Origin of the sequence: Methylobacterium sp. Leaf456, from assembly GCF_001425465.1 — a bacterium.
Lineage (GTDB): Bacteria > Pseudomonadota > Alphaproteobacteria > Rhizobiales > Beijerinckiaceae > Methylobacterium.
Genome location: NZ_LMQV01000021.1, coordinates 1 through 20,696, shown reverse-complemented (window position 1 = coordinate 20,696; position 20,696 = coordinate 1). Strand labels below are relative to the sequence as shown.

Here is a 20,696-nt window from a genome sequence, read left to right as displayed (position 1 = left end):
AGGATCCCATCCTCAGGCTGTCCGCCGTGGCCGCCTGATCATCCTCGGACCCTCCCGAGGACCGGGGCTCCTACACCACGTCACGGGACACGACCTCGCCTTCCGCGAGGACGACATCCTCACCCGCAATGCCACGACGGCTCAGAACCTCGCCCTGCTGCGCCGCCTGGCCCTCGCCATCCTGCGCCAAGACGCCGCCAAAGGCTCCCTGCACACCAAACGACAGCTCGCCGGATGGGACGACGACTACCTCGCCGACCTCATCAATCAAATGCGATAGCCCTGCCTTCCTGGTGGGGTAGCTCACCTCAGCCGCCTGGCGTCCAATCGATCTTGGGCCGCTGCGACAGGATCCGCTCGAAGTAGTTGGCGACAGCCTGCGCGCCATCTGAGTGCATCATGCCGACGGGATGCGCGAGGTAAGCCCGAGCCAGATCGAGCGGGATCTCGCCGGCCTGGAGCGCGCCGAGCACGGCGTCGATGAATGCGTCGTTGGCCTCGTTGAAGTCACTCGACAACTTCTTGCGGTCGTTCAGGGCTTTGATGGGCATGTCAGGGTGTCCGTGATCTTTGGCAGTCGCGGGCCGAAGGCCTGCCGACCCGAACGCGAAACGCCATCGCGCACGACATACTCGCGGGTGACACCAGCTTGCAGATCGTGCGCTGCCTAGACAGCTAAGTCATTGAGAAGATTGGCGCACCCGACACGATTCGAACGTGTGACCTTTGCCTTCGGAGGATTGGGGACAACTGTTTTCCCGTGATTACCCGAGCTTGCATGAGCTTACTCGTCATTACCAAAGCGCTGGCGATGCTTGCGAAATTCGCTTGATCGGCTTTTCCCTTGATTGCGGCAGATGGTGGCGGTTTCCGCCCCCGTGCTTCCGCAGTGCTTCCGCAGACGCGAAGGGACAAGGCGTGCCGAGGATCACCAAGCGGGTCGTGGATGCCGCGGAGCCGAACGGCCGGGACTACTTCATCTGGTGCGACGAGTTGCCGGGATTCGGCGTGCGGGTGTTCGCATCCGGCCGGCGCAGCTACCTCGTCCAGTACCGCGCCGGCGGCCGTAGCCGGCGCGTCGCGCTCGGCCTGCACGGTGCCCTGACCGCGGACGAGGCGCGCCGGGAAGCCAAGTCGCTTCTTGGCCAGGTGGCCCGCGGGGAGGATCCGGCTGAGGATCGAGCCACACGCCGGAAGTCGATCACGGTGGCCGAGCTGTGCGACCGCTACCTCAACGCGGCCGACAAGGGCCTCGTGATGGGCAAGCGCGGGAAGGCGAAGAAAGCGTCCACCCTCTACGTCGATCGCGGCCGGATCGAGCGCCACATCAAGCCGCTGCTCGGCAAGCGCCGCGTCGGCGAGCTGAGCCAGCCGGACGTGCAGCGCTTCGTCCGCGACGTGCAGTCCGGCAAGACGGCCGACGTGGTCAAGACGGGCTTCAGAGGCAAGGCGGTGGTCGAGGGCGGCCCCGGCACCGCGGCGCGCACCGTCGGGCTCCTCGGCGGCATCCTCAGCTTCGCGATCGGCGAAGGCATCATCACCGCTAATCCGGCGGCCGGGGTGAAGAAGCCGGCCGACCGCAAGCGCACTCGCCGGCTCTCTCCTGAAGAGTTCGCCGCGCTCGGCCGGGCGATGCAGGAGGCGGAGAACAGCAGCGAGGAGCGATGGCAGGCCGTGGCCGGTGTCCGGCTCCTGGCGCTCACCGGCTGCCGCCTAAGCGAGGTCGTGCGGCTGCGCTGGTCCGAGGTCGATCGGGCCGAGCCCTGCCTGCGGCTCGAGGACAGCAAGGAAGGCGCTTCCGTCCGGCCGGTCGGTGGGGCCGCGGTCGCGGTGCTGGACGGGCTGCCGAGGGACGCCGCCTCGCCCTTCGTGCTGCCCGCGGCGCGGGGTTCAGGATCGTTCGCCAGCCTTCCCGATGCGCTGGAGCGGATCGTAGCCCGCGTGGGCTTAGAAGGCGTCACGGCCCACACCCTGCGCCACTCCTTCGCGTCGGTCGCCGGAGACCTCGGCTTCAGCGACTCGACGATCGGCGCCATGCTCGGCCACGCCGGTAGCACCGTCACCAGCCGGTACGTTCACCACCTCGATGCGGTGCTGCTCGCCGCGGCGGATCGGGTGGCTGAACAGATCGCGATTACGCTCGATAAATCCAAGACTTAGGACCGGATATCAATCGTGCCAAAAATTCGGCTACCCATGCGATTTCAATAGTGCCTGTGTTTGGAGAGTGGATTTTTCTTTATGCCTCTTCTCCTATTGATCGGGCCATCAAAGCAGCCGATGGGTCTGCCTTGCCGAGTTCAGCAACATATTGGGTGTAAGCCTCTACCTCCATCGGCAGGATCTCCCTCAATTTAACTGAAGTGGAGATAAACTTTGCGCTTCGCCCTTTTCTACGCATCTCTAAATCGACATCAGCTGACCAAACAAGCATTTCACTACCAATAGACATAAAATTTATGTGAATACCTTTGCGAACCCCGGAAAGATCCACATCCTCATCTAGTTCGACATCGAAAGTGAGCGGAGTCATTTCCGGGTCGTTGATGATTATGCAGTGAGCAGAGGTAATAAGGTTGGCCTGTTTTAAAAGCTCCTCATAGCTAATTCTTGTGTCTTCCGGAGCGCTTGCCATCTGCATTATTTCCTTAAATTTTGCCGCTATTGTTGCGTCAAAATCGACAACGTGATTGTCAAGCTTAACCATAGCACTAAGATCCGCAAAACGAAGAGGCGGCCGTCTTTCTGTGCGTATTTCAATTGAAAACCCATCGGTGGATGCAGCTTGAGCAATTTTGAAGTAGTTTAGCCACTCTGTTGCAGTGAATTTGACGCCCTCTTCCAGCGGCTTCATCCTAAATTTCACACTCAATTTCTCAGGTGACATTTTGCATACAATGTCAAGCAGATCGCATCGCGCAGCAATAGCGCCAAGTTTTTTCAAATCAGCAACTGTTGGGGCCTCATAGAGATGACCATCTAGGGTAACAGGACTCGCGAATCTATCTTTCTTGATTATTATTTTGCAAGTCGAGCGCGGCGCTGGAGAAACGGTTATTTCACCTTCAGCAGGTAGGTTGCTTTGCTGTATTTCTATACCAAATCTTGTTTCCCGCTGATCTACAATTTTTGCCGGGATCTTGGTGCGCAATCCCAGCATAACGTCCGTAAATTCTTCAACATCGTTTAGTTTCAAGTTCATGCTCAAACTAAAAGGAGTACCTTTGTACCCTAACTTGCGCAACTGGTCGCTTTTCTTCGCTACATACGCGGCCGGATCAGATCCACAAAGTTCTTCTAATTTACTCCGCAAAGCTGGACCTGTCGGAGAAATTTCAACCCCAACCTTGCTAGGGATCATATATAGCTCCGCATTGTTGACAGATGGTCGCCCGGCGGCTTCTTCAGATCGAAGCTTTGCCAGAACAGTTGCTAAATTTTCATCGATTAAATGTATCAGATACGACTTTCCAAATCTGCCGCTCGGATGGATTCTGAATACATATATAAACGTTGGGCCCAAATCTTTTGCTAGCTGCTCTATCGATGACAGGCGCAGCTTAATCCTATCTCTTGTGACTTTGATTGTCTTAACCTGTACGCGACACGATAGCGGTGCAGGCCTAGAGTCCAACCCAGAGCTTTGGGATCGATTCACCCGCGCGTTGACTGCAAAGTCGTATCCAGCTCGATCGTTGCTAGTTTTATTAGCCACAAGCTTAGCGTTAGCGCATATCAAGCTAAACTTTGCCTCTCCTACTGTTCCTTGTTCATCGTTATCAAGATCGTCTTTTTGCGAGGAATCACCCGACATTGCATCACCTCAAATATTTATCGATCTATTTTGTTCTTTTTAGCCGCACTCCTGGCCCCTCGCCGTTTTCCTCGATAAAAATAACACCGGCCGCTTCGAGGGCAGTACGAAGCTTCATCCCTGTTTCGGCGCGTCCGCCGATCAAGGCGTCCACCGATTCCAGGCGCGCTATCGTTGGTTCCGAGACACCCGACGCCTTTGCGAGGTCGCTCTGCGACCACGCCAGAAGAGCGCGGGCTGCCTTGACCTGACGAACGGATAGCACGCGCGATCCTTTTGATAGAATTTCTATTGACAGGCGGGCTCGGCAGATTGATAGATATCCTATCAGAAAGCCGCCGTTCAAGCAATGCGGCCGCCGCCTGAACCTGCGCGCCAGCGCAGCCCCACGCACGTCCGATCCCCTTCAGCCCCGGAGATCCCGGTTATGGCAACGCCCCCGCTCGCCCCGCGTCCGGCCAAGCGCCCGCCCGCGCCTCACCTGCACGCCGCGCCCCTGCCTCTCCTCGAGCCAGAGTTCGACGCCGGGCCGATCATCCGTGCCACGCGGCCCGACACGCCCCACGTCCGTGCGCCGCGCCTACTGGACAGCCTGGGCGAGCTGGTCGCCGGCCTGGTGCTGATCGTGGGCGGCGTGTTCGCCTACGGCTTCATGCCGATCGGGTGAGGGGGCGCCAATGAAGCACGCTCAGTTCCTCTCCCCCGGCCCTGGCCCGGACCTGCGCCAGCGCGCGGCGGCGCTGCGTAACAACATGGCCCGCGCCGCCCCGCCGAAGCCTGGGCCCGCCATGCCTGCGCCCGCGACGGTGGCCGCCGCGGTCGAACTCGACGCGCTGCCGCTCGCCGAGCTGCTGCACGTCCACGACGTGGCCGCCCTGATCGTCGAGGTCTGTGCCGCGATCGGCTGCCAGCCACGCAGCCTCGAACGCGGGCCCGACGGCGCAGAGCAGTCCACTCCGGCCGGCCAGCTGGCCGAGTGGCACCGGGCGGCTTGCGGCGCCCTGATGGATCGCTGCATCGAGCGCCTGGAGGCCATGGCCGAGGCTGCGCACCGCGGCGGTGCGGCCGAGGTCCCGGCCGACCTCGCCGAAGCCCTGCGGACGAGGCTCTGAGCCATGGCGGAGATCATCAGATTCCCGACTTCGCGCCGCATCCCGGCCACCGCCATCCCGCGCGAGCGCTTCGAAGAGCTGGCGCAGCTCAGCCTCGATCTGGTCGATCAGATCGTGGCGCTACTCGCAGAATGTGAGCCGCCGCCTGACCGGCTCGAAGCGGAAGACGTGGCGGAAGTTGCGTTTCTCGAAACATTTGGCGGCTGTAAGCCAGATATAACGCGGTAGTTTCCATTATCGAAACAAATCGCCGTCTAGGCTCAATCTGCGAAATCAAGATTGACTGCTGAATGCGGCAAATTCTGTCTTGACTTTGCTCGGGTTGCGGCGAAAACTATAGCGTAATCTGGCGGACGGGACGGCCTTTGGGCCCCTCCGCCCGGCCTGTTCGGCCCCGTCGCGGAAGCCTCCCAGCGACGCACGCACGAGCAGGGCCTCCGAATGGCGCCCGATCATCTTTCTTGGGAGCGAACCCCGTGGAGCAGCACGCTCAACCCGCCCGTGAGGGGGGCATGATCTCGGCCGGCCGTCCGCCGCGCCCACTTCGCCGCTGGGAGGCGAGCAGGTACCTCAAGGACAGCTTCGGCATCGACGCGGCTGTCTCGACGCTGGCGAAATACGCATGCCTCGGCGGCGGGCCGGAATTCTACAAGGCGGGCCGCCAACCGCTCTATCCGATCGACCGCCTGGATGAGTGGGCGCTGGCTCGCCGCGGCGAACTGGTGCGCTCGACCTCGGAGGACCGCCGTGGGTAGGGCCGCGAGACAGCGCAAGCTGCAGCGCTTGACCCGCCGCTGCCAACCCGTGCTCGACGATGACCGGCGCTTCTTTGAGGAGCAGCCAAATCGTCAACACCGGATTCGCTGCGCCTCGCCCGCGGAAGTGGACGTTATCGCCGATCAACTCGGCCGACGCCCTGCGCAGTCGGGACGGTGGTACGCGCACGTCAAGCAGGTTGAGCCAGGAGTGCGGTTGCGCGCCTTCTCCTTCGGCTCCCTGGATCTCGACACCGATCAGCCCGAGGACGTTTGCCGCGCCGCCTATGAAGGTGCCGTCGCGGGAAACCCGCATCGGCAGCGTATCGAGATGCGCGCCCGCCTATGGGCCCGGAAAAATGCGCCCGGGGAAGCCCAATGAGCGTCGGTGCAAGCGGCACCGATCGACCTCCACGACCGACCATGCCGCCGTTCGCGGGGTTGCCGGACCTACCGGCCCTGCGCGAGCTTCAGGGGCACCCGCACTGGGTGGCCTGGGAATACGTCTGGAAGCCTGAGCGCGGCAAATGGGACAAGCCGCCCGTCAATCCGGCGACCGGCTACGCAGCACAGTCGAACAACCCGGCGACCTGGGCGCCCTACAGTCGCGCTGCCGAGTTCGCGGCGAAGCGCGGCATGGCCGGTGTCGGCTTCGTCCTCGACGGCCAGGGCGAGCACAGCGGCATCGATCTCGACGGTTGCCGGGATCCGGACACCGGCCGGCTGCAGGCTTGGGCTCAGGTCGCCGTCGATTTCGGTGAGACCTACGCCGAGGTCAGCCCCTCAGGCCGCGGTCTGCGCTTCTTCGTGAAGGGGAAAATCGACGGCCGCAAGATCGATGCGGCTCAGGTCGAGCTTTACGCCTCGGGCCGCTACCTGACCGTCACGGGCCAGCACCTTCCGGGGACGCCGATCGAGATTCGCGAGGCGCCCCGGACGATCGCCTACCTGCAGGAGCGCGCGGACCAATTTCGAGAAGCGCAGCGGGCCGCCGCCGAGATGGCTCGCACGGCCGAGCGCGGAAAGGCTGAGCGGCGCGGGGACACCGGGTCGGCGGAGAAGCCCCGGCGCGAGCGGCCCGCGGGCGAACGAAGCTTTTGGGAAGCGGTGAAGGACCGGGCGCTCGCGAATTTGCCGGCCTGGGTTCCAAGCTTGTTTCCGACGGCGCAGCGGACCTCGGATGGCGGGTACCGCGTCAGCTCGCACGACCTGATGCGCGATCTGCAGGAAGACCTCTCCCTGCACCCCGAAGGCATCAAGGACTTCGGGATCCACGACATGGGAGACCCGAACGATGGCGGTCGCACCGCCATCGACATCGTCGAGGAGTACCTGCCGGCCCGGACGCCAGCCGAGGCCGCGTTCTGGCTCTGCCGGCAGCTCGGCGTGCGGCCGGAAGATCTCGGCTGGCGCGGCGAGCAGCCGGGCCCGCAGGCCAGCCAGGAGGAGCAGAAGGCCGCGGCGGCGTCGCTGCGGGCCATCCCGTTCGGCTGGTGCGATGCCAGCGCGATTCCGGTGCGCCAATGGGTCTACGGCCGGCACTACGTGCGGAAGTTCGTCAGCGTCACCGTGGCGCCGGGCGGCGTCGGCAAATCGAGCCTCGCGATCGTCGAGGCGCTGGCCATGACGAGCGGTCAGGGGCTTCTCGGCGAGCTGCCGAGCAGCGTGTCGAAGGTTTGGTACTGGAACGGCGAAGACCCGATGGAGGAGCTGCAGCGCCGCGTCATGGCGACGGCTCTGCATCACCAGCTTGCCCGCGAGGACATCGAGGGGCACCTGTTCGTGAACTCCGGCCGCGACACCGAGATGGTGCTGGCCGAGCAGACCCGCGCCGGCATCACAATCGCCGTGCCGGTGGTCGAGGCGGTGAAGGCGACCATCCGCGAGAACGGGATCGACGTGGTCATAATCGACCCCTTCGTCTCGTCGCACCGGGTCAGCGAGAACGACAACGGGGCGATCGACCGGGTCGCCAAGCTGTGGGCGCGCATCGCCGACGAGACCGGCTGCGCGGTCGAGCTGATCCACCACGCCCGCAAGACCAACGGCGCCGAGGTCACCATGGAAGACGGCCGCGGCGCGGTCGCGCTTCTGGCCGCTGCGCGATCCGGCCGGATCCTGAACGTGATGAGCCCCGAGGAGGCGAAGCAAGCGGGCGTCGAGCAGCGGCGCCTGCACTTCCGGGTCGACAACGGCAAGGCCAACCTCGCGCCACCGCCTGAGGGCACGTCCTGGCTCAAGCTGGCGTCCGTGACGCTCGGCAACGGCTTCCTCGGCACGGACGGCGACAGCGTCGGCGTCGTGACGCGATGGAAGTGGCCGGACCCGCTCGACGACGTGTCCGTGTCGGACCTGCGGGCAGCTCAGCAGGCCGTCAGCAACGGTCGCTGGCGAGAGAACATCCAGGCGCGGGACTGGGTCGGAAAAGCCATCGCCTCGGCTTTGCAGCTCAACCTCGACGACTCCGCGCACAAGGAGAAGGTCAAGCGACTGCTTCAGGTCTGGACGGCCTCCGGCATGTTCGTCGTGACGACCGGTCTCGACGCAAACCGGATCGAACGCGCGTTCGTCGAGGTAGGCGAATGGGCAAGCGCATGAGCTGCAACACCACCCGAAAAGGTGTGGCGATGCAGGTGTTGCACCTCGTGCCACACCACCCTGAAAAACAGGGTGATGCAGGGTGGTGCAGGTGTTGCGGGCCACACTGCATCACCACCCCACCCCCTAACGGGGGGTGTGGGGTGGTGATGCGCTTTGGTGTGGCCGAGGCGGGTGTGGCAGCCCGAGCTGCATCACCTCAACACTGCCGACCGGCGCGAAGCCCGCGATTGCGCCGAACGAGCCGCGGTGCTGCGTCCGCACCGGGCCGACATCCCCCCTTCCAAAATTCGCTTCCAGTGCGAACGGCGGCCCCCATGCGGTTGCCGCCCCCTGGCCCTGAAGCTTTCGACCCTCCCCCTCCCTAAAAATCGGAGAGCCCCGATGGATCGCTCCAATCAGACCGCTGCCGCGAACGAGGCTGTTCACGAAGCGCTGGCCTCTCTCATTCGCGAAGGCCACGACCGACAGGACTTGAGCAACGTCCTGATCTCCTATGCCCTGACGATGATGGTCGAGACTCACGGTCGGCAAGAGGTGGCCCGGTATCTTTACCTGTTGTCGCTGAAGTTCGCCGATGATGCGCAGCCTATCCCTGGCACTGTGCGTGTGAAGCATTGACGCGCATCTTCGCTTTGCCTAAGCTCCCAGCCGTCATCTGCTCGACAAGCGGCATTCACCGGCGGACGCCGGGTCTGCACCTCGAGCAGTGGCCGCTTCGACGAACCGGCGGATGCCGGGCGGCAAGGCACCAACCGACACGATCAGCGACGCGCCCGCTTGCGGGGCTGCTCGACGTGTCTGTCGCTTTGTCAGATCGAAGTTGGCCCCATGGAACTCAGCACAGTCTCCGCCCCGCTCGAAATCAAGTTCGCGAGCAACCCTGATCTTGGGGAGTTCGAGGGCTACGGCTCGTTCTTCGGCAACGTCGATGCCCATGGCGATATCGTCCAGCAAGGCGCCTTCGCGTCGTCGCTGGCTGAGCGCAAGACGGCCGGGCGCGGCTTCCCCGGAATGCACCTCAACCACGGCATACCGGAAGCCGGAGGCGAGCGCGGCGTCGGTGTCTGGCTGCACATGGCCGAGGACACCCGCGGACTGTACGTCAAAGGCCGCCTGTCCGGCATGAACACCGACCGCGGCCGCTACCTGTTCGAGCGCGTCAAGGATGGCGCGATCGGCGGGCTGTCGATCGGCTACATGGTCCGCCCGAACGGCGCATCCTATGCCTCGGCAGCGGCGGGCGCGATCCGCACTCTGTCGGCCATCGACCTGTTTGAGGTGTCGCTCGTCGATGAGCCAGCCAACCCGCTGACGCGGGTCGAAGGCGTGAAGCTCGCCGGGGTCCGCGACCTCGAGTCCATGCTTCGCCGGGGCGGCCTGTCGAAGGCGGCGGCGCGCCGCGTCGCGGACGCCGGATGGCCGGCGCTGAGCCGCACCACCCCCGAATCCACCCCTGCGGCCTTCGATGTGGAGGCCCTTGACCGAGCGCTTGAGCGCCATGCTTCCGAACTGAAGGGTCTCCTCCGATGAACCGTCGCAACCTCGTGTCCGGCGGCTCCGCCGGCTTCCTCTTCACCGTCCCGTTCGGCGCCCGGCCGGCGCTCGACAACCCGGAGAACCTGGGCTCGCAGCTCATGGAGCGCCTGGACACGAACCACCGCGAGGTGAAGGGCGTGCTCGGCCGCGTCGAGGAGCGGCAGGGCAAGGCGGATACCGCCCTCGGCAAGATCACCGAGACGGCCGAAGGGCTCGGCGCCCGCATGGACGAGCTGGAACAGAAGATGGCCCGGCCGAGCGGCCTGCCCGGCGGCGCCGTCCAGACCTGGGGGCAACGCTTCGTCGAATCGGACGAATACAAGTCCGCCGAGGGCACGCGCGATCGGCAGGGGCGTCGCTACAGCGCCACGGTCGCCAGCACCGAGGCCGAGCACAAGAACATCCTGTCCGCCTCCGGCTCCGGCGGCGCGCTGATCCCTGCCGATCGCCGTCCGGACGCGGCGTCGCTGCTCCCCTGGCGCGCGACCACCATCCGCGACCTCGTGGCGCCCGGCACCACCACCAGCAACGCGGTCAACTACCCGCGCCAGACCAGCCGGACCAACGCCGCCGCGCCCGTCGCCGAGGGTGCGCTCAAGCCGCAATCCGACATGGCGTTCGAGGAAGTGACGGCGCCCGTCCGCACCCTGGCGCATTGGTTCTACTGCTCCCGCCAGGTGCTCGACGACGCCCCCGCGCTCGCTTCCATCATCGACCGCGAGGCGCGCGGCGGCCTCGCCGATGTTGAGGACGGGCAGATGCTGTTCGGTGACGGCACCGGGCAGAACCTGCTCGGGCTCGTGCCGCAGGCGTCGCCCTTCGTGAAGCAGTGGAACGCGGGCGGCGGCTCGCCGCTCGATGTGCTGATCCAGGCCATCGCGCAGGTCGAAGCCAGCGAGTACGCCTGCGACGGCATGGTGCTGAACGCCGTGGACTGGCGTCGCCTGCAATCGCTGAAGGACGGCCAGGGCCGCTACATCGGCAATTCGCCGTTCGAGGAGTCGGTGCTCAAGCGCATCTGGCAGACGCCGGTGGCGGCCACGAACCGGATGCCCATGGGCAAGTTCCTCGTCGGCCCGTTCCGCACGCAGGCGCAGATCTTCGACCGGCTCGGCGTCGAGGTGCTGGTCTCGACCGAGGATCGCGACAACTTCGTGCGCAACATGGTGACGATCCGCGCGGAAGAGCGGCTGGCCTTCACGGTGCAGCGTCCCGCGAGCTTCGTCTACGGCGACCTCTCGACCTCCCTCTCGGCGTGAGGGGGCGGGCCATGGTGGACGACGTGATGGTGCGGCCGGTTCGCACCTACCTGGAAGGCGCGTTCCTCGTTTCGCCCGAGAGCGAGCCGTATCCGGTGAGCCGCAGCCGGGCGCTGGAGCTGCGAGGCAACGGCCTCGCGACTTTCGAGGACGCGGCGGCCGGGTCGGAGGGCGAAGAGGCCCCGCCTGAGCCGCCCGAGCCCGCGGGCGATCCGGCGACCTCCAAACCAACCGGGCGGCGCGGTCGCCCCCCCTGACCGTTCAGCCGGGCCCCCGATCCCGGCGCGGGCCACTCGGCGGTGCCCGAGACAACACCGAGAGCCGGCGGCCGGACCCCTCCGGTCGGCGCGGCCGGCACCCCTTCCGTCCTCACCTCTCGCAGCGGGGCCGTCATGGTCGCCTTAAATCGCGTCATCGACGAGACCGTGTTCCGGTACACCACCGAAGGCGCGGAACAGGCCAAGGCCGCCGCCGAAGGCGTCGCGGCAGCAAACAAGAAGATCGCGGGCTCGGCTGACGGCGCGGCGAAGGCGGAAAGCGGACTTGCCCGTGCCGAGGAGAACTCGTCGGCCGCGGGCAAGGAGGTGGTGAAAACGACGGAAGTGGTGACGGGCCGGCGCATCTCGGCGCGGGCGGCCACCGAGCGGCTTCAGCGGTCGCTCGACATGGAATATCGGCTGTCGCAGCAGTTGGCGCAGGCTCAGAGCACGCTCGGGCGCGCCTACGAACAGGGCCTCGTCAGCCACGAGCGGCAGACCCAACTCTTGGGCCTCGCCAACACGCAGTTTGAGATCGGCGTCGCGAGGGCGAAGAAGCTCGCCGAGGCCAACGACAATTTCGGTAAGAGCACTGGGATCGCCTCGCACCACGTCAACAACCTCGTGGCGCAGCTCTCGGACGTGGGCGTGTCGCTCCAGGGCGGGCAGTCGCCCTTCCTCGTCATGACGCAGCAGGGCTCCCAAATCCTGCCGATCCTCGGCGAGACGGGCGTGATGGGCGCGGTGCGCGGCGTCGGGCAGTTCATCGGCCGGTTCATCACCCCGGCCACGACGATCATCGGCGGGCTCACCGCAGCGGTCGTCTACGGCTACGGTGCTTGGAGCCGCTACGACGAGGAAACCCGCAAGTCCCGCATCACCCTGGAAGGGCTTGGCCGCGGGCTCGGGCTGACCACGGACCAGTTCGAGGCGCTGGCGACCAGCGCTGCACGGGCGGGCAACATGACGGCGCGCCAATCGACGGCGCTCGCTCAGTCCCTCGCCGCGACGGGCAAGATCGGCCCGGAGAACATCGGTCGCCTCATCGCCATCTCGAAGGACTTCGCCGCGACGTTCTCGCTCGACCTCGACACGGTGCGGGAGAAGCTCACCAGCGCCTTCGGCAGCCTGGACGGCATCAAGCAGCTGAACCAGCAGCTCGGCTTCCTCGACGCCAAGACGCAGCAGTACATCACCGACCTTTATCAGCAGGGCCGGGCGCAGGAAGCGCTCCGTCTCGCCATCGAGAAGTTGCCCCAAGCCCTGGCGCGGCAGGAGGATGCGCAGGGTCTCGTGGAGCGCGCGTGGAAGGCCATCAAGAACGCCATCTCCGACGCGGACCACGCTGCGGGCCGGTTCCTCGACCGGCTGACGAAGGGGCCGGCGCCCGAGGACAAGATCGAGGCGCTGAAGCAGCAGGTGAAGCAGGCGCGCGACGAGCTGCGCAACGCGGAGGCCGATGCCGCCGCGGCGGACGCAGCGCGCCGCGGTCGCGAGGCCCTTCAGACCATGAAGCGGCCTGGCCTGGAAAACCTGCCCGGCAACACGATGGTGGAGAATTTCCGGTTCCCCGACGATGCAGGGCTCAAGACGAAATCGGCGGCCCTGACGGAGCTTGAGGCAAAGCTCGATGCCGCCCTCAAGAAACAGGCCGATTTCACTCGTGAGCAGGAAAAGGCCGCGCAGAGCAGCGCCCTCGAAAAGAGCCTGAACGACAAGTCAATTGCACTGCAAACGCTGCTGAACACCTTGCAGCCGGGCTCCGACGAGTTCCGCACCTACAGCAACTATCTGAAGGACATCAACGAGGCGATGAAGGGCGGCGACACCGACCTCAAGCGGCGCCTCGTCGATATCCGCGACTACACCGAGCTCCAAAGCCGGCTCACGCACGCGGTCGAATCCGGCACCAACGCCGAGGGCCGGCGGATGACGGAGGCCGAAAAGGCGGCCGAACAGCGGGGTCTCGACATCACCGGCATTCGGGCGCGCACCACCGAGGAGCGTGCGTCGCTCGCGTCGGCGCAGGCAGTCGCGCGCCAGCGCGGGCAGCTCGTCACGCAGGAACAAGCGCTCGCCGACGCGCAGCACGCCGCCACGCTGGTACGGGAGCAGGACGCGCGGCAGCTGCAGGACATGCTCCGCGAGCGTCAGGCGGAGGGCGCGGAAATCCGCGAGCAGATCAGGCTCGTCGGCGCCGACGCCGAGGTGCGGGCGGTCGCCATCGCGCGCCGCCGCGCCGAACAGGAGATCGTCCGGGACGGCAAGGATCTGCACAGCGAGGCGGCGCAGGCGGTGATCCGCGAGGCCGAGGCCAACGCCCGGCTCGGCGTCACCCTCGACAGGACGACCGAGGCGCAGCGCCGGATGCAGGACGCGCAGCGGCAGCTCGGCGACGAGTTCTCCCGGTTCTTCGACAACATCCTGATCGCGGGCCAGAAGGTCGGAGACACCTTCAAGGGGCTCGCGCAGTCGATCGCGTCGAGCGGTCTGCGCGCGCTGCTGACGGGCCAGGGGCCGCTTGCCGGCATCCTCGGCACCGCGGGCGAAGGCGGCGGCCTGGGCGGGCTCCTGGGCGGCAAGGGCGGCTTTCTCGGCCTCGACCTGTCGGACCTGCGCAAGACGTTCGCCTCCGGCTTCGGCGAGGGCTTCGACCGCACGTTCGGCCCGTTGCTCGAGCCGGGCAAGAACGCGGCCGGCGAGAGCATGGGTTTCATGAGCACCGGGCTCGGCAAGGGGCTGGCATCGGCCGGGATCGGCGCGAGCGTCGGCTACAGCTCGGCCTCGCCACTCGCGGGCGCACTGTCCGGCGGCCTCGCCGGCCTGATGACCGGCAACCCGCTTCTCGCGGCGGCCGGTCCCGCGCTCGGCCACGGCGGCGTGATCGGCCGGCGCCGCTCGGCCAACGACAACCCCAAGCCCGAACCGGAGACGCCCGCAGATGACCGCGATCAACGTCCTCTTGCAGCGTGACGCGGCCCACCTCGTCACGGATGCCGCGTGGTACGACCTCGACGGCGTGGTTCGGCACTTCGCGCCCAAGGCGCAGGTGGTGGGCCACTGGCCGGGCGCAATCGCGACCCGGGGGCCGGGGCTGGCCAACGCGCTGATCGCAACCGAAGCGGGCCTGCTCTTTCCCGACTTCGACGCCTTCGCCGAGGGCGCGCCGGCCTTCCTCGCTGAGTGGTGCGCCCGCGAAGCCGGGCGGCTGTCCGAGTTCGAGGAACAGGCGCACGTCGAGATGATCGCCGTGGGCTGGTCCAAGGCCCGCAATGCTCCGCGGGCGTTCGAGGTTCAGTCCAAGGATTGCGCTGGACTCGCGGCCGCACGCGGCGTTGTCCTCGCAGAGTGGGAGCGCGCGGGGGGCGCCTTCGAGTTGCTGGAAGTCGAGGCCGGCTATGTGCGGCCCATGCCGGCGCTCGATGCCCTAGCGTTCTACGGCGTGGACCCTGAGGCGGATTTCGACGCCCTGCCGTCCGTCGCCCGCTACGCGACCGGCCTGATCTGCGCCCAACGCGAGATGCGTGAACCACTGCTGACGGGCGAGGACCCGATTTGCTTCGTAGGCGGCTACGTCATGCACACGACCGTGACGAAGGACGGCGTGAGCACGTCGAAGGGCGCGAGCTTCCCCGATGTGGCGGGCCAGCGCATCCACGCGACCCGCGGCGACATGGTGGGCGCCGCCGCCGGGGCGAATCTCCTGAAGCTGCCGGCACGGCCGGGCATGACGCGACAGCAGCGCCGCGCCGCAGAGGCGCAGGCCAAGAAGGGACGCTGAGGATGGCTGACACGCGAGAGGTGCCGATCGTCTGGGACGACCCGGCGGAGAGGGCGCGCGCCGAAGGATTGATCCAGGGCGCCCCCGAGCTGCGAGACTACTTCGTCGGCGGCATCGACGATGCGGTGAAGCACGTTCTGCCGGACATCGCCCGCGGCGCGCTCGGCGGCACCGCCCTCGAGATCGAGGCGGCGCTCGCGAAGCGGATCGCCTTCACGATCGCCAACCTGCGGCGCGAGATGGGCGCGAGCGGGGATCAGAGCTTCCTCTACCAGGCGGGCTTCCTCTGCGCCTGCCGCGCGGTGCTCGGCCGGTTCCTGCAGCAGCAGACCATGTTGGGGGAGGCGATCGAGGCAGCCCGCCCGCAGCCCCATGCCCTGGCGCTCGGGAGCCGAGCGGCCTTGCCAGCATCGAGCCTGCCCGGTGGGCTTCCGAGCTACCTCGCAGGGCAGCCACAAAGGTGCGGGATTTCATTTTCTTTCTGTGGAACGACCACCCGTACCGGCAAGGCGAACCGATCAACAACGAATGAAGAACGAACCGCGGAGTAGCTCACAGGAAGCCCGCTGGCGCCCGCTTTTTCAGGCGTTTGGTAGGACATTCGATTTATCGGAACGCCAGCCAGCGGCCCGCTAATCGCATCTAACGGGCAATCTCGACTTGACAGGGGTATGGACCGTCGCAGATATCTAGACCAGAGCAAACAGCTCTAAAACGACAAAAGCCGGGGTCACGACCCGGCCTTTGTCTGAACCGCAATTGGCCCTGGAGAGGCTTGCGGCTGTCGTCTGCGACACGTGCATCTTGCGCGATGGCGATCGCATGTCAAGTTCTTCGGGGCCTCGTCGAACGAGGTCCTACCATGTTGAAAGCCGATCGCTCGCCCTGCCACCGTCTTACTTTTGAGGAGGCGGTGCAGGTGCATCTCCGGCTCATGGCCGGTGAAATGTATAGCCGCATCGCGGCCGATTACGATGTGAACCAGGGGCGCATCGCCGACGTGAAGTTCGGCCGCCTGCATCCGACTAGCCGCGACGAGGCGTTACGGCGCTCTCATCTTTAAGCTGACCTGCTGGCCAGTTCAAGGACTACCGCCCCGCCCGGTTCGCCGAGGCGGGGTTTTTCTTGTCTCCGCCTGAAAAAACCTGCTCTGCCTGCTGCGAATACTGTTGACGTGTCCAGTATTCGAAAGTATATTCATTACATAGACAGAGAGAGACGGAGCAGACAGATGGCCTACAAGATCCTCGACACCAAGACCAAGCAGGTTCTCGCCACCAACCTCACTCTGAACCAAGCCCACGCGATGGTGCGAGACGGCCGGGGCCTGATCTACCTCCCGGCCTAAAGGGAGGGGCCTCCGGGCCCCTCCTCCCACGGGGCACATGCCGCGCAACGAAAGCTTGACGCCCCAGCGTGACGCTGCCCCGTCAAGCCGTAGCCGGTGATTCCTCCCCGATATCCCCCGCCTCGCGCCCTCACCTTGACCGGGAACCGACCCGGTGTTTGTTCTCTTCTTGTTCTCATTGGCGAGCAGGAGCGACAGGCATGGCGACGGCAGCGCAGGTGCAGACGATCGCCGACCTGAGCGAGGCAGAGTTGCACGCGCTCGCCTACCTCGAAGCGGCCGAGGGCGACGCAGAGCGCGCACTGGCCTTCGCCGTCGAGGATCTGCTGCGGGCCGAAGACGATCTTGCCGTGGCCCGGCGCGCCATCTCCCACGGCTACGTCCGTGCCGGAGCGATGCCGGCGCCCGCCGACCGCGCTTGATGGCCGACGCGATCCCGTCGCGCCTCGCGCTCGCTAATAGCTGCGCATCTGACTATCAGAACGGAATCCGTCCAGGGCGCACGCGCTCGACGGACGTATCACCGGTCAAAAACGCATTCGCGCGACTCTTTAAATCAGAAATTTCCGAGGCAGCCGCCTTAAGGTCTATCTCCTCGAAGCCGCTTCGGCCTTGCGTGATAAAGATCATTGCATCTTGGATTAGCACGCGGCGAACGAAAGCTGTAGATCCCGGCATGGGCCGCGACTCAGTCATAAAATCAAATGCCGATCTATTGTCTAGAACGACTTCAAGCAACGTATGGCTGTCGCTTTCGATCCAAAGATCCAGTCTTTCGTCAAGGTGCTCGACATTGTTTCGCGCGTTCCTGTCGAATATTACAGAAGATGAATCTATATTCAGCGCGCTGACGAGCGCCTCTCCTCGTGCCCTTGCTGTTGGCGATCTGTGGGCATTGGGTGACGACACCATTTTTGAAACCATCGCCATGTGAGTCAGGAAGGCGTGGATGTGCGCCCAGACATAGCGGGACTGTCGGGTATCAAAATCCGCGAGCAGAGCGCTTACCGCCCCGTAGTGCTGCTCAGCGAGGGCGCACTGGATCAAAATTTCTTCGACTAGGACGTTCCGTTTGAATGGATTGAGGCCGCCAACCATCGCGCGTCGTTTTCCAGGCACGGGCGTCAATTGCGGTCCCATGCTTCCGCAGCGCTTCCGCAGCCCCCTCAGGGGTGGGGGTGAATACCAGCTAAGTCATTGAGAAGATTGGCGCACCCGACACGATTCGAACGTGTGACCTTTGCCTTCGGAGGGCAACGCTCTATCCAGCTGAGCTACGGGTGCTGAACACCTTCGTGAGTAGCCCAACTGGGCCGCTCGCGCAACGCCGCTGAGCGGGGGAAATGAAAATCCTGACCGCTCAAAGGGATGAACGCGCGGCCCTCCTCAGGCAAAGGTCACACGTTCGAATCGTGTCGGGTTGCACGGGCTGGTTGGGGCGCGCCGGCTGTGCGCGTGGGGGATCGTGGTTGCGGCGCTGATGCGGCGCACGGCGTGTGCCGCTGATGTGCCGCCTGATCCGTCGTCGGCACAAGCACGGCGCAGGGCAGGGACGATGAGTCGAGCGTCTACAACGCGCTCAACCGGCTCCCTCTGCTTGTTCTCGCGGCTCGAGCAGCACGTCGCCGAGTCGCTTGCGGTCCGTCGTGCGGATCCAGTCGCCGTGTCCGGCCGAGCTGCGGCCCTTGACCAGCGCGAAGGCTGGGGACGGGCTGGTGAAGGCGATGTCCTTCGTCAGACGCAGGCAGCCGTCCTGCGGCACGAGCGCGTTCTCCGCGACGAGCTGCGCGCGCAGCTTGCGAACGTTGGCGGGCAGGCTGTCGGTCGGATTGGCGTTGATCAGCGAGTCGGCGCGCAGCACGTAACCGTCGCCGATCATGTCCAGATAGGCCTTGTGCCCGTCGCTTCGCGGCTGGGCGCTCGTGACGAAGCTCTGAGCCGAGGCCTGATGTGGGGCGACGGAGGCAGGCTGCACCGGCGCCGCGAACTGGCCTGGATCCTCGAAGAACGCAAAGCCCAGCGCCTCCAGCACGTAGATCATGTTGCCGAGGAACGTGCCCATGCTCGCCGTCTCGGCCTCGGGTAGCTTGGAGCCGGTCGGCGTCGCGCGATTGGCGAGTTGCACCTTGCCCTCGTTGCGCGTGAGCAAATCCCAGACTTCGCGCTCAAGCCACTTCACATGGGCTCGGGTCAGGTTGTCGTCCTTGTTGGTGAAGATGATGAAGCTGTCGAAGGCAATCGGGAAAGGGGAGTTCTTGTAGCGCGCGACGAAGTCGTCGCTTTCGCCGACGTAGACCTCCGGCAAGTCGTCGCTGCCGCTGCTGCGGATCAGCAGGTCGATGCAGGAGCGCGAGAGCTCCTCGCGAGCGAGCGCCTTCTCGAAGTAGGAGCGCCTGCCCATCACGGCCATGCCCCACCAATTGTCGAGCTCGACCGTGCGCAGCGAGCGCGGATCGTCGCCTGTGATGAAGAGCTTGATCAGGCGCCCGGTGACGCGACCCGCTGCCATCGACCTGTCCCACCCTGCATTCCGCATCCTACGATCTGCATAGGGCATCATTCGATGGCTTGGTGTCACGTCCCGGCAACCGCACCGTGAAATCGCTCAGGCCACCGGCCGCGTCCATTGCCGCCAAGCTTGCCCGCGTGACACAACCGCCCGCGGGAGGATCGGCATGCTCACGGGCGAACTGCGCAACAGGATCGATACGGTCTGGAACGCCTTCTGGTCGGGCGGCATCGCCAACCCGCTCGAGGTGATCGAGCAGATCACCTACCTGCTGTTCACGCTGACGGCGGAGGAGGCGTCGAAGAACAATTTGCCGGATGTTGTTGCGCGGTGGGCGGAGCGGGCGGGGACGGAGCGGGGGCGTGCGCGGACCGAGCAGAGCTTTTGTGTGTCGAAAATGGAGATCGCGGCGGCCGACTACGATCTGTCGCTCAATCGATACAAGGAGGTGGTGCACGAGGCCGCGGAGCACCGGGCACCGAAGGAGATTATTGCGGATTTGAAGGCGTTGGAGCAGGAGATTTTTGAAGAATTGGATGAGTTGGAGGCAATGCTGTGAGCGCCTCCAACAGATTCATCGTGCTAGGGAAAATTGCCAAGCTTGTCAAGCGCGTGGCGCATGATCGACGCAATATTCACGTTTATTCCATATCGAAGCACGAAGGCTTTGTCAGAAGCGATGTATATTTAAAAAAAAGAGTCCATAGCGAAGACACGTCCAATTATAAAGCCGTAACACCCGGAGATTTTGCTTTTTCTCCTATACACCTAGACGAAGGATCCATCGCTTTAGCATTCGAGCCGGCTCTTATAAGTCCGATGTATAAGGTGTTCGAGGTCGACCCCTCTATATGCGACAAAAACCATCTTATCCGAGTGCTAAAAAGCCGAAAAATGATCGCTTTATACAGCTCTCTTGGCGACGAGTCTGTTCACCGCAGAAGATCTGTCCCGTTTGAGCGCTTGTCAAAGTTGAAAATCTACCTCCCAGCGCTCGACGAGCAGCGGCGGATCGCCGCGATCTTGGAGAGGACAGACGCGTTGCGCCGGAAGCGTAAGCGCGCTCTGGAGTTGCTTGGCGGACTGACGCAGTCAATCTTTTTAGAGATGTTCGGCGAGCCTGTCGAAAATATTAGAGAGATACCTACAGCACATTTACAGGACGTTGTGTCTGTGAATCGAAAAATTACTTACGACATTCTGAAGCCAGGCCCAGACATCGCCGATGGCATTCCGTATGTTCGCGTAGTTGACATGCGAGACGGCATGATCGATGCCAGCGCTCTTAGGAAAACAAGCCTAGAAATTGCTCAGGGATACAAGCGATCCACCCTAAAATCTGGCGATCTTTTGATCTCAATTCAAGGCCATGTTGGTCGAACGGCGATTACGCCGCCCGAATGTGCGGGAGCAAATATAACACAAGACACGGCTAGGCCTGCAATCAACGGAGCAGACACAGAATTCGTGAAGGCTCAGCTTGAGACCAAGGCCGCCCAAGACTGGATGGCACGGCGAACAAAGGTCGTGTCCCTTGGCGTGGTGTAGCTCACTGAGGGCCACCACGATCAACGGCCAGGGCCGGATCGGTCAGGCTGCCAGGGTTGGCAAGCCGACGAGGGGATCATCGCCGATCGGGGCGATGCTTTCCAGGGTCATGTAACGGGCGCGCTGGACCGCCCACTCGTCGTTCTGTTCGAGCAGGGTCGCGCCGACGAGGCGGG

The 20,696-nt window shown here is 64.5% G+C and carries 23 protein-coding genes, 1 tRNA gene and 2 pseudogenes; 19 read left to right on the top strand and 7 right to left on the bottom strand.

Annotated features, from left to right (window positions below; translation table 11 throughout):
- Positions 1–280 (top strand): annotated as a pseudogene (locus ASG52_RS27690) (hypothetical protein); the annotation flags it as partial.
- A gap of 28 nt (positions 281–308) precedes the next feature.
- On the opposite strand, the gene ASG52_RS13470 reads toward ASG52_RS27690, so the two are convergent.
- The gene (locus ASG52_RS13470; protein ID WP_056243834.1) at positions 309–551 is read right to left on the bottom strand and encodes a hypothetical protein; all 243 of its coding nucleotides are present in this window, start codon (positions 549–551) and stop codon (positions 309–311) included.
- Between the two features lie 223 nt (positions 552–774).
- On the opposite strand from ASG52_RS13470, the gene ASG52_RS13465 reads away from it, so the two are divergent.
- Positions 775–2,160, top strand: coding sequence for a tyrosine-type recombinase/integrase (locus tag ASG52_RS13465; protein ID WP_286159042.1), 1,386 nt, complete (start codon positions 775–777; stop codon positions 2,158–2,160).
- A 79-nt stretch (positions 2,161–2,239) separates the two neighbouring features.
- Here the strand turns inward: ASG52_RS13465 and ASG52_RS27220 are convergent, their stop codons facing one another.
- Together ASG52_RS27220 and ASG52_RS26385 are read right to left on the bottom strand one after the other, a co-directional pair.
- The gene (locus ASG52_RS27220; protein ID WP_156383958.1) at positions 2,240–3,814 is read right to left on the bottom strand and encodes a hypothetical protein; all 1,575 of its coding nucleotides are present in this window, start codon (positions 3,812–3,814) and stop codon (positions 2,240–2,242) included.
- A gap of 25 nt (positions 3,815–3,839) precedes the next feature.
- Positions 3,840–4,079: a helix-turn-helix domain-containing protein gene (locus tag ASG52_RS26385; protein WP_082552548.1), complete on the bottom strand. Its 240-nt coding sequence runs from the start codon at positions 4,077–4,079 to the stop codon at positions 3,840–3,842.
- Between the two features lie 162 nt (positions 4,080–4,241).
- Between ASG52_RS26385 and ASG52_RS13460 the strand changes: the two genes are divergently transcribed.
- The 15 genes from ASG52_RS13460 to ASG52_RS13395 all read left to right on the top strand — a co-directional run bounded on the left by ASG52_RS13460 (position 4,242) and on the right by ASG52_RS13395 (position 16,885).
- The gene (locus tag ASG52_RS13460) at positions 4,242–4,481 is read left to right on the top strand and encodes a hypothetical protein (RefSeq protein ID WP_056243829.1); all 240 of its coding nucleotides are present in this window, start codon (positions 4,242–4,244) and stop codon (positions 4,479–4,481) included.
- Between the two features lie 10 nt (positions 4,482–4,491).
- Positions 4,492–4,926, top strand: a complete 435-nt coding sequence (locus tag ASG52_RS13455) for a hypothetical protein (RefSeq protein ID WP_056243826.1) — start codon at positions 4,492–4,494, stop codon at positions 4,924–4,926.
- Between the two features lie 3 nt (positions 4,927–4,929).
- On the top strand, positions 4,930–5,154 hold the full coding sequence (locus ASG52_RS13450) for a hypothetical protein (protein WP_056243824.1): 225 nt from the start codon (positions 4,930–4,932) through the stop codon (positions 5,152–5,154).
- Between the two features lie 248 nt (positions 5,155–5,402).
- Entirely contained in the window at positions 5,403–5,681 is a 279-nt protein-coding gene (locus ASG52_RS13445; protein WP_286159041.1) for a hypothetical protein, read from the top strand.
- A 28-nt stretch (positions 5,682–5,709) separates the two neighbouring features.
- Complete coding sequence (locus ASG52_RS27215; protein ID WP_156383957.1) at positions 5,710–6,063, top strand: hypothetical protein; 354 nt, start codon at positions 5,710–5,712, stop codon at positions 6,061–6,063.
- Positions 6,064–6,104: 41 nt separating this feature from the next.
- Entirely contained in the window at positions 6,105–8,279 is a 2,175-nt protein-coding gene (locus ASG52_RS28365) for an AAA family ATPase (protein WP_286159040.1), read from the top strand.
- A 384-nt stretch (positions 8,280–8,663) separates the two neighbouring features.
- Entirely contained in the window at positions 8,664–8,900 is a 237-nt protein-coding gene (locus ASG52_RS13435; protein ID WP_056243819.1) for a hypothetical protein, read from the top strand.
- A gap of 210 nt (positions 8,901–9,110) precedes the next feature.
- Entirely contained in the window at positions 9,111–9,812 is a 702-nt protein-coding gene (locus ASG52_RS13430; protein ID WP_056243816.1) for an HK97 family phage prohead protease, read from the top strand.
- A complete protein-coding gene (locus ASG52_RS13425; RefSeq protein WP_056243812.1) occupies positions 9,809–11,077 on the top strand; it encodes a phage major capsid protein in 1,269 nt (422 codons plus the stop codon). The genes ASG52_RS13430 and ASG52_RS13425 overlap by 4 nt, the downstream gene beginning before the upstream one ends.
- 11 nt (positions 11,078–11,088) lie before the next feature.
- Positions 11,089–11,334 (top strand): hypothetical protein, encoded by a 246-nt coding sequence (locus ASG52_RS13420; protein WP_056243808.1) that lies wholly within the window; start codon positions 11,089–11,091, stop codon positions 11,332–11,334.
- A 135-nt stretch (positions 11,335–11,469) separates the two neighbouring features.
- Entirely contained in the window at positions 11,470–14,307 is a 2,838-nt protein-coding gene (locus tag ASG52_RS13415; protein ID WP_056243805.1) for a phage tail length tape measure family protein, read from the top strand.
- A complete protein-coding gene (locus ASG52_RS13410; protein WP_056243801.1) occupies positions 14,276–15,115 on the top strand; it encodes a hypothetical protein in 840 nt (279 codons plus the stop codon). The genes ASG52_RS13415 and ASG52_RS13410 overlap by 32 nt, the downstream gene beginning before the upstream one ends.
- A 2-nt stretch (positions 15,116–15,117) precedes the next feature.
- Positions 15,118–15,666: a hypothetical protein gene (locus ASG52_RS13405; protein ID WP_056243799.1), complete on the top strand. Its 549-nt coding sequence runs from the start codon at positions 15,118–15,120 to the stop codon at positions 15,664–15,666.
- 311 nt (positions 15,667–15,977) lie between these two features.
- Entirely contained in the window at positions 15,978–16,178 is a 201-nt protein-coding gene (locus tag ASG52_RS13400) for a hypothetical protein (protein WP_056243796.1), read from the top strand.
- Between the two features lie 485 nt (positions 16,179–16,663).
- Positions 16,664–16,885, top strand: a complete 222-nt coding sequence (locus tag ASG52_RS13395) for a hypothetical protein (RefSeq protein WP_056243794.1) — start codon at positions 16,664–16,666, stop codon at positions 16,883–16,885.
- A 55-nt stretch (positions 16,886–16,940) separates the two neighbouring features.
- Here the strand turns inward: ASG52_RS13395 and ASG52_RS27210 are convergent, their stop codons facing one another.
- The 3 genes from ASG52_RS27210 to ASG52_RS13385 all read right to left on the bottom strand — a co-directional run bounded on the left by ASG52_RS27210 (position 16,941) and on the right by ASG52_RS13385 (position 18,972).
- The gene (locus tag ASG52_RS27210; protein WP_156383956.1) at positions 16,941–17,603 is read right to left on the bottom strand and encodes a hypothetical protein; all 663 of its coding nucleotides are present in this window, start codon (positions 17,601–17,603) and stop codon (positions 16,941–16,943) included.
- Positions 17,604–17,670: 67 nt separating this feature from the next.
- Positions 17,671–17,747 (bottom strand) — tRNA-Arg (locus tag ASG52_RS13390).
- A gap of 295 nt (positions 17,748–18,042) precedes the next feature.
- Positions 18,043–18,972: a DUF4357 domain-containing protein gene (locus ASG52_RS13385; RefSeq protein WP_056243792.1), complete on the bottom strand. Its 930-nt coding sequence runs from the start codon at positions 18,970–18,972 to the stop codon at positions 18,043–18,045.
- Between the two features lie 166 nt (positions 18,973–19,138).
- Between ASG52_RS13385 and ASG52_RS13380 the strand changes: the two genes are divergently transcribed.
- Both ASG52_RS13380 and ASG52_RS26380 read left to right on the top strand, forming a co-directional pair.
- On the top strand, positions 19,139–19,531 hold the full coding sequence (locus tag ASG52_RS13380) for a type I restriction-modification system subunit M N-terminal domain-containing protein (RefSeq protein WP_056243789.1): 393 nt from the start codon (positions 19,139–19,141) through the stop codon (positions 19,529–19,531).
- On the top strand, positions 19,528–20,520 hold the full coding sequence (locus tag ASG52_RS26380) for a restriction endonuclease subunit S (RefSeq protein WP_156383955.1): 993 nt from the start codon (positions 19,528–19,530) through the stop codon (positions 20,518–20,520). Before ASG52_RS13380 ends, ASG52_RS26380 begins: the two co-directional genes overlap by 4 nt.
- Positions 20,521–20,562: 42 nt before the next feature.
- Here the strand turns inward: ASG52_RS26380 and ASG52_RS27205 are convergent.
- A pseudogene (locus tag ASG52_RS27205) lies at positions 20,563–20,696 on the bottom strand (IS256 family transposase); the annotation flags it as partial.